Annotated in this window: 13 protein-coding genes; 10 read left to right on the forward strand and 3 right to left on the reverse strand. The window is 63.6% G+C overall.

Features of this window, described 5'->3' with window-relative positions; translation table 11 throughout:
• From GJV26_RS22560 to GJV26_RS22570, 3 genes are read right to left on the reverse strand one after another with little or no spacing between them, the layout of a single operon-like run.
• Positions 1-459, reverse strand: coding sequence for a response regulator (locus GJV26_RS22560; protein WP_155710943.1), 459 nt, complete (start codon positions 457-459; stop codon positions 1-3).
• A gap of 5 nt (positions 460-464) precedes the next feature.
• Complete coding sequence (locus GJV26_RS22565) at positions 465-2687, reverse strand: ATP-binding protein (RefSeq protein ID WP_155710944.1); 2223 nt, start codon at positions 2685-2687, stop codon at positions 465-467.
• A 57-nt stretch (positions 2688-2744) separates the two neighbouring features.
• Positions 2745-3419 (reverse strand): ribonuclease T2 family protein, encoded by a 675-nt coding sequence (locus GJV26_RS22570; RefSeq protein WP_155710945.1) that lies wholly within the window; start codon positions 3417-3419, stop codon positions 2745-2747.
• A gap of 725 nt (positions 3420-4144) precedes the next feature.
• Here GJV26_RS22570 and flhD point away from each other — a divergent pair.
• The 10 genes from flhD (at position 4145) to GJV26_RS22620 (ending at position 13538) form a co-directional block, all read left to right on the forward strand.
• Entirely contained in the window at positions 4145-4462 is a 318-nt protein-coding gene (gene flhD / locus GJV26_RS22575) for a flagellar transcriptional regulator FlhD (protein ID WP_130188402.1), read from the forward strand.
• A gap of 65 nt (positions 4463-4527) precedes the next feature.
• Positions 4528-5079 (forward strand): flagellar transcriptional regulator FlhC, encoded by a 552-nt coding sequence (flhC, locus tag GJV26_RS22580; RefSeq protein WP_155710946.1) that lies wholly within the window; start codon positions 4528-4530, stop codon positions 5077-5079.
• A gap of 52 nt (positions 5080-5131) precedes the next feature.
• Positions 5132-5896: a class I SAM-dependent methyltransferase gene (locus GJV26_RS22585; protein WP_155710947.1), complete on the forward strand. Its 765-nt coding sequence runs from the start codon at positions 5132-5134 to the stop codon at positions 5894-5896.
• Between the two features lie 92 nt (positions 5897-5988).
• Entirely contained in the window at positions 5989-6849 is an 861-nt protein-coding gene (gene motA, locus GJV26_RS22590; protein WP_155710948.1) for a flagellar motor stator protein MotA, read from the forward strand.
• Positions 6850-6882: 33 nt separating this feature from the next.
• A complete protein-coding gene (motB, locus tag GJV26_RS22595; RefSeq protein WP_155710949.1) occupies positions 6883-7866 on the forward strand; it encodes a flagellar motor protein MotB in 984 nt (327 codons plus the stop codon).
• Positions 7867-7910: 44 nt separating this feature from the next.
• Positions 7911-8459 (forward strand): chemotaxis protein, encoded by a 549-nt coding sequence (locus tag GJV26_RS22600; protein WP_155710950.1) that lies wholly within the window; start codon positions 7911-7913, stop codon positions 8457-8459.
• 83 nt (positions 8460-8542) lie between these two features.
• Positions 8543-8908, forward strand: a complete 366-nt coding sequence (locus tag GJV26_RS22605) for a response regulator (RefSeq protein WP_130188408.1) — start codon at positions 8543-8545, stop codon at positions 8906-8908.
• A gap of 46 nt (positions 8909-8954) precedes the next feature.
• A complete protein-coding gene (gene cheA / locus GJV26_RS22610) occupies positions 8955-11183 on the forward strand; it encodes a chemotaxis protein CheA (RefSeq protein WP_155710951.1) in 2229 nt (742 codons plus the stop codon).
• Positions 11184-11222: 39 nt separating this feature from the next.
• The gene (locus GJV26_RS22615) at positions 11223-11705 is read left to right on the forward strand and encodes a chemotaxis protein CheW (protein ID WP_155710952.1); all 483 of its coding nucleotides are present in this window, start codon (positions 11223-11225) and stop codon (positions 11703-11705) included.
• Positions 11706-11819: 114 nt separating this feature from the next.
• On the forward strand, positions 11820-13538 hold the full coding sequence (locus tag GJV26_RS22620) for a methyl-accepting chemotaxis protein (protein ID WP_155710953.1): 1719 nt from the start codon (positions 11820-11822) through the stop codon (positions 13536-13538).
• Positions 13539-13550 lie beyond the last annotated feature (12 nt).

Below are 13550 nucleotides of genomic sequence, written 5' to 3' on the forward strand. Positions count from 1 at the left end.
TCAGCCGATCGGCCGCACGTAGCGCTGCGAGCCTGGCGGGGGTTCGTTCAGTACCGCCCAGAAAATGCCCAGGTCCGATATCGCGCGCACGAATTCCTTGAATTCGACCGGCTTCACCACATAGGCGTTCACGCCCAGCGCATAGCTGCGCACCAGGTCCTGCTCTTCGCGCGACGAGGTCAGCATCACGACCGGCAGCGGCCCGAGGGCGGCGGTATTGCGGATCTCCCGCAGCACTTCGAGCCCGTCGACTTTCGGCAGTTTCAGGTCGAGCAGAACCACGGCCGGATTGCCTTTCTGCCGCGCGGCATGGTCGCCACGGCAAAACAGGTAGTCGAGTGCCTCGGCGCCGTCGCGCACGACGATCACCTCGTTGGCCAGCTGGCTTTTTTCCAGCGCGATCAGGGTCAGTTCGAGGTCGTGGGGGTTGTCTTCCACGAGCAGGATGGGTTTCAGCATACGGTCTATGACGTGTGGGGGATGGAAAAGGTAAAGGTCGCGCCCTGGCCGGGCGCGGAGAAAGCGGTCACCGTGCCGCCATGGCGCTCGACGATGCGGCGCACGTTGGCCAGGCCGATGCCCGTGCCCTGGAAATCTTCCATCCGGTGCAGCCGCTGGAAGACGCCGAACAGCTTGTGCACATAGTCCATGTTGAAGCCCACGCCGTTGTCCGCCACCGTGAACACGGTCGCGGCGGCGTCGCGCCGGCCGTCCACGCTGATCACGGCCGGATCGCGCGTGCCGGTGAACTTCACGGCGTTGGCCAGCAGGTTGTACAGGGCCAGCTGGATGAACGCGGGATCGGCCGCGATGGCCGGCAGGTCGCCCACGTGCCAGTCGATGCGGCGGCTGCCGGTGTCGAGGGACAGTTTCTCGATGCAGGATCGCACCAGCTCGTTCATGTCCACCTCCACCGGCCGCAGCGATGCGCGGCCCATCTGCGAAAAACTCAGCAGGTCGTCCACCAGCTTGCCGGCCAGGCGTGCCGATTCCTTGATGTTGGTAAGGAAGCGATGCTGCTTTTCGGGCGGACCGCTGCCGGCCGTTTCCAGCAGCAGGTCGGAAAAGCCGACGATGTGCCGCAGCGGCGCGCGCAGGTCGTGCGACACCGAATAGGAAAACGCCTCGAGTTCCTTGTTGGCACGGCCCAGCTCCTCGGCCAGTTCGGCCATCTGCTCGGCGCGCTCGAGCGCGATACCCAGCAGCGCGGTGCGGAACTCCAGCGCCATTTCGATCTCGCCCGGGTGCCACGGCGCCGACGTGCCATGCACCGTTTCGCGCCACGAATCGAAGCTGGTGCGGGGGCTGAGCTGGGTCGGCGAACCTGCCGCGGCATCCTTCGCGTGCGGGTTGCCGGCCCAGTCGATCGTGTACACGAATTCGGGGCGGAACCACAGCAGGTAATGCTTGTGGATGCGCGAGATCGGCATCGCCAGCAGGCCGCTGGCGCTTTGCCGGTACGCGCCGGCAGGCGCGAATTCGGCGCCGAGCCGGTCGGTGTAGTACACATCGTAATGCGGCTTCACCTGCAGCCAGGAAATCAGTTCGCGCAGCTGCGGCTCGTCCGGCGTATCGCCATAGCCGACGATGCGGTCGTCGACGATGATGGCCGCGCCGCCCGCCCGGGCGAATTGCAGCAGCTCCGGAAACACGTTGCCCATGTTTTCGATGAAGTTGGCGCCCTGCGTGAGTCCGGCCAGTACCGACACCATGATGCGCCGCACTTCCAGCCGGAATTGCAGTTCGTCGTGCACCTCGCGGCTCTCGATGCGCAGCGCCAGGATCTGGCCCAGCTGCTCGCAGGCGGTGCGCTTGTCGAACGTGAGCTGGCATGGCGTGGCGTTGTGGCAGGAAATCAGACCCCACAGCCTGCCTTTGACCATCAGCGAAACGGACATCGACGCCAGCGTGCCCATGTTGCGCATATATTGCAGGTGCACCGGCGACACGCTGCGTAGTGCGGCGAACGACAGGTCGTTCGGCGCGCCGGTCAGGGGATTGTCGCGCGGTACCAGCTGCGAGGGCGTGTAGTCGGCATCGCCGATCAGGCGGATGCGGTTCGATACGTACAGCTCGCGCGCCTGCCGGGGAATGTCGGTGGCGGGAAAGCGCTGGCCGAGGTAGGAGGGCAGGTTGCCGTCGCCGCTCTCGGCCAGCACGTGGCCGTGGCCTTCGCCATCGAACTGGTAGACGAGCACGCGGTTAAAGCCGGTGACGGTGCGGATTTCGTCCGCCGCCCGCGCGCTCATCGTCTCGATCGTGTCGGTATCGTTCAGCTGTTGCAGGAAATTGCCGACCAATGGATACAGATGGCGGAAATCGGCCGCGCCGGCGCGCGTCACCGCTTCGAATTCCAGCATCAGCAGCGAATCGTAGCGGTGCATCAGCACATCGAAGGCGCCGCGCGCCAGCCGCACGGTCGCCGCGAACGAAGGGCGTTCCGCCGCGAGCGGCAGCTCCGGAGCCAGCTGGGCAGCGGCATCGCTGCCGATCACGTCCGCCAGGGCGCGTCCCAGCGCGGCCACCGGCGCCATGCCCAGGTAACGTTCGATATTGTCGCTGACCTGAACGATGACACCTTGCGGCGATAGCGCCAGCACGCAGCCGTGCGGCTGGATGCTGCCCGGCGTGCGAATCGGTTCCCGGTCGCAACTGCTGAGGTCTATCGTTGGGCTTGCTTGTGTCATGGACAGAATTTTACCGGCAAATGGTCGGCATTGCGTACAACGGGGCGGCGGGCGGTATCAGCGTACGCTCTGCAACAGGAACGACGGCTGGCCGCAGCTCTTCTGCGAGCGCTTGATCTCGGCCTGTCCGCAACTGCGCGACGCGCCGTCGGGCCGGTAGCAGACACGGATCTCGCGCAGGAAACGGCCGGACCCGCCGCAGAACGGCACGATCGCATCGCTGGCCAGCCGTGGATTGGCGGCACGGAAGGCATCCTTGAACCCGGCCACCGTCACCCGTACCGGCTGCTCCGGCGCCCGGTAGGCGGCCGGCACCACCACGGCATCCTTCAGCTTCGCCGACAGCGCCAGGTACTGTTCCGGTGCGAGGCCCGAGCAGGTGCCGTGCTTCGTCCATTCGTGCCCGATCAGCTTGGGCGAAGGGTAGATCGCCTCGTATTTGCGGCGCACCTGGGGCGGCAGCGGCTCGCGCGAGCAGCTCTGCGGATAACCGTTTTCGTATTGCGGCCACAAACCGTGCAGCACGAAACCGAGCCGGCGGCCGCTGCCGCACTGGTTCGGGTCGCGCCCGCCATTGGTAGCGCAGTACGAAGGCGACCAGGACAGGGCCAGTGCGTAGTAATCGAACTGCCCGGGCTCGCCGACGTTCCTGTTCCTGTCGGCCGCGCCCGCGGTGCTGCACAGCACGGCCGCCGCCAGCAGGAGCGCCGTACGGCTAATCGCTTGTTGCATGTTGCTCTCCATTGTTTCCAGGCTCCGGCGTCCGGCCCCGGCCCCGGTACGGGCAAGGCTGCCGGAGGCGGAAAAGCTCATGGCGCTTCCCGCTGATCCCGCGGAAACGGGCGCCGCCCGGACAAAGGCGGGAGTGTAGCACGACAGGAATGTCATATTGCCATGCCATTCTCCCTTTCAAATGGTGCTACTCGCAAAGCCATATGCGTTGATAACATGCCAATTGATTGAATGTCACTTGCAATAATGGCACCAATGAAGAATTCGCGTATTCATGGCGAATTGCCAACAAAACTTTTTCAATTTTTTTTGAAGAAAAGCCTAAAGTTCCGGCGGCACCTGCCGTTACCCCATCCAGATGTCCGGAAAAGCATTCTTGTTCGTTGCATTGGATGACAGGAAAAAATTATAAAATTTTTTGGCTGTCACCCTAAAGTTCCCGCCAAGGCTGCCGTAACCGGTACAGATGTCGCTAAAAAGCGTCAACCAGGCATCCTGATTCAGGCGATAAAACGAAGTTTTTCGCTTACATCCTGAAGCCCGGCATTCCTCCGCAAAGCCGCGCCAATACTGGCGCGTCCCCATGATCGCCCTGCGTTTGTCAGACAAACGCTGACAGGGCGCGATCGTCGTTTCCCTACAGCAAATACAGACACCGGCCTCTTCTCGTGCTGCGGCCCCTACAGCAGAATGTGTCTCAACGGAAACGATTTGAGGAGCACACAATGACTGCGAACGACATGATGGCCGAGATCCGCGATGCGAACCTGAGCTACCTGATGCTGGCCCAGCAGATGATCCGCGCGGACAAGGTCACCGCCATTTTCCGGCTCGGCATCTCGACCGACATTGCCGACCTGATCGAAGGCATGAGCAATGCCCAGATCCTGAAGCTGGCAGGCGGCAACATGATGCTGGCCCGTTTCCGCTTCGACGACAGCGCGATCCTGGGCATGCTGACCAACTACAACAAGGACCGCTCGCTGGCCCAGTCGCACGCGGCGATCCTGATGGCCGGACAGGGCGTCGAAGAAATCGCCTGAGCGGTACACTCGCGGTCATTCCGCAGTCATTGATCCTATATAACAAGCTGGACGGGGAGTGAAACATGAGCAATGCCGGTAAAAAAAGCGTCGTCACCGAAGCGCAGGAGATCGGGCTCGCTATCGAGCTGATCAACCTGGGTGCAAGGCTGCAATTGCTCGAATCCGAAGTGTCGCTGTCGCGCGAGCGCCTGCTCAAGCTGTACAAGGAGCTCAAGGGCGTGTCGCCGCCGAAAGGCATGCTGCCGTTTTCGACCGACTGGTTCCTGACCTGGCAGCCGAACATCCATGCTTCGCTGTTCATGAACATCCACGATTTCCTGGTGCAGCACGCGGGCGCCACCGGTATCCACGCCGTGATGAAGGCTTACCAGCTGTATCTGGAGCAGATGCCGCCCGCGCCAGGCGAAGAGCCGCTGCTGTCGCTGACGCGGGCCTGGACGCTGGTGCGCTTCTTCGGCAGCCGGATGCTGGAACTGAAGGGGTGCCGCAAGTGCCAGGGCAAGTTCATCGTCAACGGCATGGACCTGAACGGCGATTACCACTGCGGCCTGTGCCACATGCCTTCGCGGGCCGGCAAGACGCGCAAAGCCAGGGAAGAGGCCGTCGCCGCGTGACCCGCCGTGTAAGCCTTCGCAAACATTCCGTCGGGAAAAGCCGGGGTAGCGCATGACGTCACCCCGGCTTTTTCATTTGCCGGCCGTGCGCGCACTGCTCGTGCAATTGTTCGCCCTGCTGCCCACCGCCGCGCTGGCGGTGGGGCTCGAGACGTTCGGCCGTGGACTGACACTGCTGGAGGCGACCGCGCTGCAGGGCGTGGTCGCCATGCTGGTGACATGGAAGATCGGCCTGGCGCCATGGTGGCGCCTCATCCAGCTGCTGTTCCCTGTCGCGCTGCTGGCCGCGCTCGGACTGCGATTGCCGCCCGTGCTGTTCCTCGCGGTCTTCATCCTGCTGCTGGGCTGGTACTGGTCCACGTTTCGCACCCAGGTACCGTACTTTCCTTCCAATCCCGCGGTGTGGCGGGCAGTCGAGGCCTTGCTGCCGGCCCGGCCCGGCGCGCGGGTCATCGACGTGGGCAGCGGCCTTGGCGGGTTGACGCTGCACCTGTCACGTGCCCGGCCGGATGCCGAATGCGCCGGCATCGAGCTGGCGCCGTTGCCGTATTTATATTCGAAATGGCGTGCAGGAATTACCGGTAGTGGCGCGCGATTCATTCGCGGCGATTATGAGAAGATCGATTTTGGCGAGTATGACGTGGTGTTTGCCTATTTATCACCGGCGGTAATGTCGGGCCTTTTTGATAAGGCACGCCGCGAGATGAAAGTTGGCAGCCTGTTAGTAAGTTACGAATTCAATATCCCGGGTTTCAAACCGGACAAGACCATCTTTACCACAGAGGGAGCACCGCCACTATTTGTTTGGCTGTTTTGATTGGCTTTCTCTTGCGAGGGCGGCTGTCTCACGCTATTGTAGTTCCTTGTGGAATCATTTGCTGCGCCCCATTCTTATAGGAGTTTGCAGGCTTGCTAGTAATTATCGGTTATATCGTGGTCTGCGCCAGCGTGTTTGGCGGCTATGCGCTGGCCGGCGGACATCTCGCGGGCCTGTTCCAGCCGTTGGAACTGCTGATGATCGGTGGCGGCGCGGTGGGCGCCTTCTTCGTCGGCAATAACAGCAAGGCCATCAAGGCGACGCTGGCCGCCCTGCCGACGCTGTTCAAGGGCTCGCGCTATACCAAGGAACTGTACATGGACCTGATGTCGCTGCTGTTCGACGTCCTGTCCAAGGTGCGCAAGGAAGGCCTGATGTCGATCGAGGGCGATATCGAAACGCCGGAACAGAGCCCGCTGTTCTCGAAGTACCCGTCGGTGCTCGAGGATCACCACGTCGTGGAATTCATGACGGATTACCTGCGCCTGATGGTGTCCGGCAACATGGATGCGTTCCAGATCGAAAACCTGATGGACAACGAACTGGAAACCCACCACCACGAAGGCGCCGTGCCGGCGCACGTGATCGCCAAGCTGGGCGACGGCCTGCCGGCCTTCGGCATCGTGGCGGCGGTGATGGGCGTGGTGCACACGATGGAATCGGTGGGCATGCCGCCTTCCGAGCTGGGCATGCTGATCGCGCATGCGCTGGTCGGCACCTTCCTCGGTATCCTGCTGGCCTACGGTTTCGTCGGGCCACTGTCCAGCCTGCTGGAACAGAAGCTGGAAGAATCGACCAAGATGTTCCAGTGCGTGAAGGTGACGCTGCTGGCCAGCCTGAACGGCTATGCGCCGGCACTGGCGGTCGAATTCGGCCGCAAGGTGCTGTACTCGACCGAACGCCCCACGTTCGCCGAGCTCGAAGACCACATCAAGAAATCCAAGTCGAAGTAATGGGCGTGAACATCCGGACGGGGAGCACACATCATGGCTGATGAAGGCCTGCGGCCCATTATCGTCAAGCGCATCAAGAAAGGCGGCGGCGGTCACCATGGCGGCGCCTGGAAGATCGCGTATGCCGACTTCGTGACGGCGATGATGGCGTTCTTCCTGTTGATGTGGCTGCTGGGCTCGACCACCAAGGGCGACCTGAACGGCATTTCCGAATACTTCAAGACGCCGCTGAAGGTGGCGATGCAGGGCGGCTCGGGCAGCGGCGACAGCTCGTCCGTGATTCCCGGTGGCGGCAAGGACCTGACCCGCAAGGATGGCCAGGTCAAGGGCGGCGACGATCCCGACGTCAAGAAGAAAACCTTCAACCTGACCGCCGCCAAGCAGGCGCTGGAACGCGAAGAGGCGCAGCGGCTGCAGGGCCTGAAGGAACGGCTGCAGCAGAAGATCGAGAATTCGCCGGCGCTGCAGAAGTTCAAGAACCAGCTGATGCTCGACTTCACCAGCGAAGGCTTGCGGATCCAGATCGTGGACGAGCAGAACCGCCCGATGTTCCCGAGCGCGAAGGCGGAACTGGCCGGCTACACGGCGGAAATCCTGCGCGAGATCGGACCGGTGCTGAACGATGTGCCGAACAAGATCGGCCTGTCCGGCCACACGGATGCCACGCCGTATTTCTCGGAAAACGGCTACAGCAACTGGGAACTGTCGGCCGATCGCGCCAACGCCTCGCGGCGCGCGCTCGTCCAGGGCGGGATGCAGGACAATAAGGTGATGCGCGTGGTGGGCCTGGGCTCGGCCGTGAACCTGGACCGCAAGGACCCGTTCAACCCGATCAACCGGCGCATCAGCATTATCGTGATGAACAAGAAAACGGAAGAAGGCCTGATGCGCGACGCCGGCAAACTGGAAGTAGGCAACGGCAACGGCAACGGCAGCGGCACCGGCGCGGACGCGGCGGGAAGCGCGGCGCCGGCGGCAGGCTCCCCACCGGCCGCTCCGGCGGCAGGCTCCCGATAGGCAGCAGCGAGTCAACAGCAGAAGAGAGTCATCGCGAGATTCACATGAACAGAAAAAAAATCCTCGGCTCCCACGTGAAGCGCCTGCTGTCCGGCGTGTCGGACCACGGCAAGCGCCACCTGACGGAAGTCGAAACCGACCTGCTGCAGACCAACCTGCTGCTGGAAGAGGCCATCGAGAAGCTGTCGCAGAATTTCATGGCGATCCACGCGGCCGTCAGCGACCAGCAGGGCACGATCCGCCTGCTGCTCGACGGCGGCACGCCCACGCTGGACGCCAAGGAAAAGCTCGAGGCAATGAACGACCAGGTCGGCACGCATGTCAACGCGGCGATCACCAGCATGCAGTTCCAGGACATGACGAGCCAGCTGATCGACCGCACGCTGAAACGCGTGACGGGCCTGCGCGAATTCCTGGCCACGCTGGGCGCCCATGGCGCCGAGATGAACCCGGACAGCGACAACGACGAGATGGTGGAACTGCTCGGCAAGGTCAGCATGGCGCTGGCGATCCAGAGCCTGGAGCTGCGCAACGTGCTGCGCAAGGCGGTCAGCCAGAAGCATCTCGAGAGCGGCGACATCGAGCTGTTTTGAACAGACGCATCGGTATCGAATACACAGTGGGCCATCAAGTGCCCGAAATTTAGCAGCTAAGTTTTGATAAGTGAGAGAAGAAAATGGCAAAAACGATTCTTGCGGTTGACGATTCCAGCTCCCTGCGCCAGATGGTGGCGTTCAGCCTGAAGGCCGCCGGCTACCAGGTGGTGGAAGCGGTCGACGGCCAGGATGGCCTGGACAAGGCAAAGCAGGGCGCAGTGGACCTGGTGCTGACCGACCAGAACATGCCGAAGATGGACGGCCTGCAATTGATCAAGAGCCTGCGCGAACTGCCTGCCTACGCGAAGACGCCGATCCTGATGCTGACCACCGAATCGTCGGACGAGATGAAGGCCAAGGGCCGCGCGGCCGGCGCCAACGGCTGGCTGGTCAAGCCGTTCGACCCGCAACGCCTCATCGAGGTCGTGAAGAAGGTCATCGGCTGATCATGCGTGCCGTGAACTTGGCACTTGGCATTTGCGGAGTCTCCCCATGACCATCGACATAAGCCAGTTCTTCCAGGTCTTCTTCGACGAAGCCGAGGAATTGCTGGCTGAAATGGAGCGGCTGCTGCTGGCGGTCGACGTCGAAGCGCCGACCGAGGAGGATCTGAACGCGATCTTCCGCACCGCCCATTCCGTGAAGGGCGGCGCCGGCACGTTCGGCCTGACCGACATGACGGAAGTGACGCACATCCTCGAGACCCTGCTGGACCGGATCCGCAAGGGCGAGATGGCGCTCACGCTCGACCACGTGGACGCGTTCCTGGCCGCCAAGGACGCGCTGAAGATGCAGCTCGACGGCCACCGGCTGGGCACCGCCGTCGACCAGGACGCGGTGGGCGACGTGCGGATGATGCTGCAGCACCTCGCGCAGGACGTGCAGGTGGAAGCGATCGCCCACATGGCGCCGGCATTCCACGGTGCCGCGGCGGAAAGCGAAACGGTCGATCACAGCGGCGGGCGCCGCTGGCGGCTCGAACTGCCCGCGATGCCGCACCGCGACGTGACGGCGCTGGCGGCCGAACTGGGCCTGATGGCGCACGTGGCGGTCACGCCGATCGACCGCGAGCGCAACGCGATGCTCGTGACCACGCATGAAAGCCTCGACGACATCGTGGCGATCTGCTCGTTCGTGCTGAATACGGAAGAAATGAACGTCGTCGAGCTGCCGGCGCTGACCGGCGAGCAGGCGGCGCTCGAGCAGGCCGCACGCAAGGACGTCGAGGACGATCTCGGCTATGGCTTCTTCGAGCCGTTGAGCAAGGCGGAAGAGGGAACAATGCGCGCCGCTACGCAGTCGGGCGAAGGCTATGGTTTCTTCCAGCCGCTGGAGGAAATCCGCGCCGGCGCCGAGAGTGCGGGTGACGCGGCGCGCGGCTACGGTTTCTTCCAGCCGGTCGAACAGATCCGCGCCGCGGCGGGCATCAAGGATGCCGCGCCGGCCGAAACGGCGGTGGAAGAAAAGAAGGCGCTGAAGAAGGAAGTGGACAAGGCGGCCGCCGCAGGCCAGAGCGGGGGCGCCGAAGCGTCGTCGATCCGCGTATCGATCGAGAAGGTGGACCAGCTGATCAACCTGGTGGGCGAACTGGTGATCACGCAGGCGATGATCGAGCAGCGCGTCGATGCGCTCGACGCGATGGTGCACGAAAAGCTGCTGGCCTCGGTGGGCCAGCTGACGCGCAATACCCGCGACCTGCAGGAAGCGGTGATGTCGATCCGGATGATGCCGATGGACTTCGTGTTCTCGCGCTTCCCGCGCATGGTGCGCGACCTGGCCACCAAGCTCGGCAAGAAGGTCGACTTCATCACCAACGGCGCCGCCACGGAACTGGACAAGGGCCTGATCGAGCGCATTGTCGACCCGCTGACGCACCTGGTGCGCAACAGCATCGACCATGGCATCGAAATGCCCGAGGTGCGCCGTGCGGCCGGCAAGGCCGATGCGGGCCGGCTGTTCCTGTCGGCCTCGCACCAGGGCGGCAACATCATCATCGAGGTATCGGACGATGGCGGTGGCCTGAACCGTGAGAGGATCCTGGCGAAGGCCAGGCAGAACGGCCTGCCCGTGTCGGACACGATGCCCGACGCCGACGTATGGCAGCTGATCTTCGCACCGGGCTTCTCGACGGCCGAGCAGGTGACGGACGTGTCCGGCCGCGGCGTGGGCATGGATGTCGTCAAGCGCAACATCACGGCGATGGGCGGCACCGTCGACATCCGCTCGGCCAAGGGATTCGGCACCACGATCTCGATCTCGCTGCCGCTGACGCTGGCGATCCTGGACGGCATGTCGATCCGCGTGGGCGACGAGGTCTACATCCTGCCGCTGGGCTTCGTGGTCGAGTCGCTGCAGCCGGCGGAAACCGACGTGCGCGAAATCACCGGCAAGGGCCGGGTGGTCAAGGTGCGCGGCGAATACCTGCCCCTGATCCCGCTGTACCAGATGTTCGGCATCGCCCCGCGCTTCGCCGAACCGTGGGAAGGGATCCTGGTGATCCTGGAAACGGAAGGCAGGAAGGCCTGCCTGTTCGTCGACGAACTGGTCGGCCAGCAGCAGGTGGTGGTGAAGAACCTGGAATCGAATTACCGCAAGGTGGCCGGCATTTCCGGCGCCACGATCCTGGGCGACGGCGGCGTGGCGCTGATCCTGGACGTGGCGGCGCTGATCCGCTCCTCGCGCCAGCTGGTGGACGAAGCCACCCTGAGCATGCTGGGCTGAGCCGGCATATTGAACAAAGACTCCGACAAAGGAAATCACATGGCAGACCCCATCCAGAACGCCGACATCGCGGGCCACGAATTCCTGGCCTTCACGTTGGGCAAGGAAGAATACGGCATCGACATCCTGAAGGTGCAGGAGATCCGCGGCTACGAAGCGGTGACCCGCATCGCCAACGCGCCGGAATTCATCAAGGGCGTGATCAACCTGCGCGGCATCATCATCCCGGTGGTCGACATGCGCATCAAGTTTCACCTCGGCGAACCGGTGTATGACCAGTTCACCGTGGTGATCATCCTGAACATCAACGGCCGCGTGGTGGGCATGGTGGTGGACAGCGTGTCGGACGTGACCACGCTGGAGCCGGACCAGATCAAGCCGTCGCCCGAGATGGGCACGGTGTTCTCGTCGGAATACATGATCGGCCTCGGTACCGTCGGCGAACGGATGCTGATCCTGATGGACATCGACAAACTGATGTCGAGCCCGGAAATGGGGCTGATGGACAAGACGGCCGCCTGAGCGGCCGGTCAGGCGGCAAATACGCAGCAAATACGCAGGCAAATACATCGCGGCCGGCGCCCCGCCAAGAGGGCGCGCCGTATTCAGGGTTGCATTGAGGGAACGGGAATTAATATGAGCGTACGGGATTACAAGATCGGTACACGCCTAGGCATCGGGTTCGGCATCATCTTGCTGATCCTGGTGGCGCTGGTGCTGACCGCCAACGGACTGAATCATCGCAACAAGGCGCAGCTGAACGAGGGGCTGGAACTGACCAGCGCCAAGACCCGCGCGGCGATCGCGATGAAAAGCGCGATGCTCGAATCGGGCATCGCCATGCGCAACATCGGCCTGCAGTCGGACGTGGAGCTGATGCAGAAGGAAGAAGCCAAGGTCAAGGCGCAGCAGGCGCGCTACTCGGAAGCGCTGGGCAAGCTGGAAAAGCTGGGCCTGGACGACACCGAAAAGAAGGTGCTGGCCGAACTGGCCGAGCTGGACAAGGGTGTGGATACCGCGTTCAAGGACGCGATGGCGCAGGTGATGGCCTTCAATGCCGAGGGTGCCACGAAGATCATCTCGGGCCGCATCGATCCGCTGAACACGCGCACGCTGGAAGGCCTGAACCGCCTGGTCGAGATGCAGCACGCGGCAATGCGCACGCTCCAGGATAACTCGGTGCAGGCGGATAACCGCGTGCTGATGCTGACGCTGCTGCTGGGTGCGCTCGGCGTCGCCGTCGGTGTCGTCTGCGCGATCTTCACCACGCGTTCGATCACCGTACCGCTGGCCGGTGCCGTCGAGGTGGCGCAGCGTGTCGCCGCCGGCGAGCTGACCTCGCGCGTGGTGGTCGAAGGCAAGGATGAAACCAGCGCGCTGCTGCAGGCGCTGAAGGACATGAACGACAGCCTGGTCAAGACCGTGGGCCAGGTGCGCAGCGGTACCGAAACCATCGCGCTGGCGTCGCAGGAAATCGCCTCGGGCAATGCCGACCTGTCGTCGCGCACCGAGACGCAGGCCAGTTCGCTGGGCGAGACCGCCAGCGCGATGGGCACGCTGACCTCGACCGTCAAGCAGAACGCGGACAATGCGCGCCAGGCCAACCAGCTGGCCGTGACGGCTTCGTCGGTGGCGGAAAAGGGCGGCCAGGTGGTGTCGGAGGTGGTCGATACGATGGGTTCGATCAAGGCGAGCTCGTCGAAGATCGTCGACATCATCGGCGTCATCGACGGCATCGCGTTCCAGACCAATATCCTGGCGCTGAACGCCGCCGTGGAAGCGGCGCGCGCCGGCGAACAGGGCCGCGGCTTCGCCGTGGTGGCTTCCGAGGTGCGCAACCTGGCACAGCGTTCGGCCAGCGCGGCCAAGGAGATCAAGGCGCTGATCGACGATTCCGTGACCAAGGTCGATGCCGGCGGACGGCTGGTCGACGAAGCGGGCCAGACAATGGGCCTGATCGTCACGTCGATCCGCCAGGTGGCCGACATCATGGGCGAGATCACCGCCGCCACGCAGGAACAGAGCCAGGGTATCGAGGAAGTGAACATTTCGATCGCGCAGATGGACGACATGACGCAGCAGAACGCCGCGCTGGTCGAACAGGCCGCGGCGGCGGCCGAGAGCATGCAGGACCAGGCGCAGCGGCTGGCCGAGGCGGTGGCGATCTTCAAGCTCGGTGGCGAGCAGGTCGCCCTGGCGGCGCCGGCACGCCCGGCAGCCAGGCCTGTGCCGAAGGCCGCGGTGGCCCATAAGCCGCCGGTGCGCGCGGTCGCCGTGCTCGACGTGCCGGTGAAGAAATCGCCGGCGAAGAAAGCCGCCCCGGCGCCCGCGGGCGACGACTGGGAAGAATTCTGACCGCCCCGGGAG

This window comes from Pseudoduganella dura (genome assembly GCF_009727155.1).
GTDB lineage: Bacteria > Pseudomonadota > Gammaproteobacteria > Burkholderiales > Burkholderiaceae_D > Rugamonas > Rugamonas dura.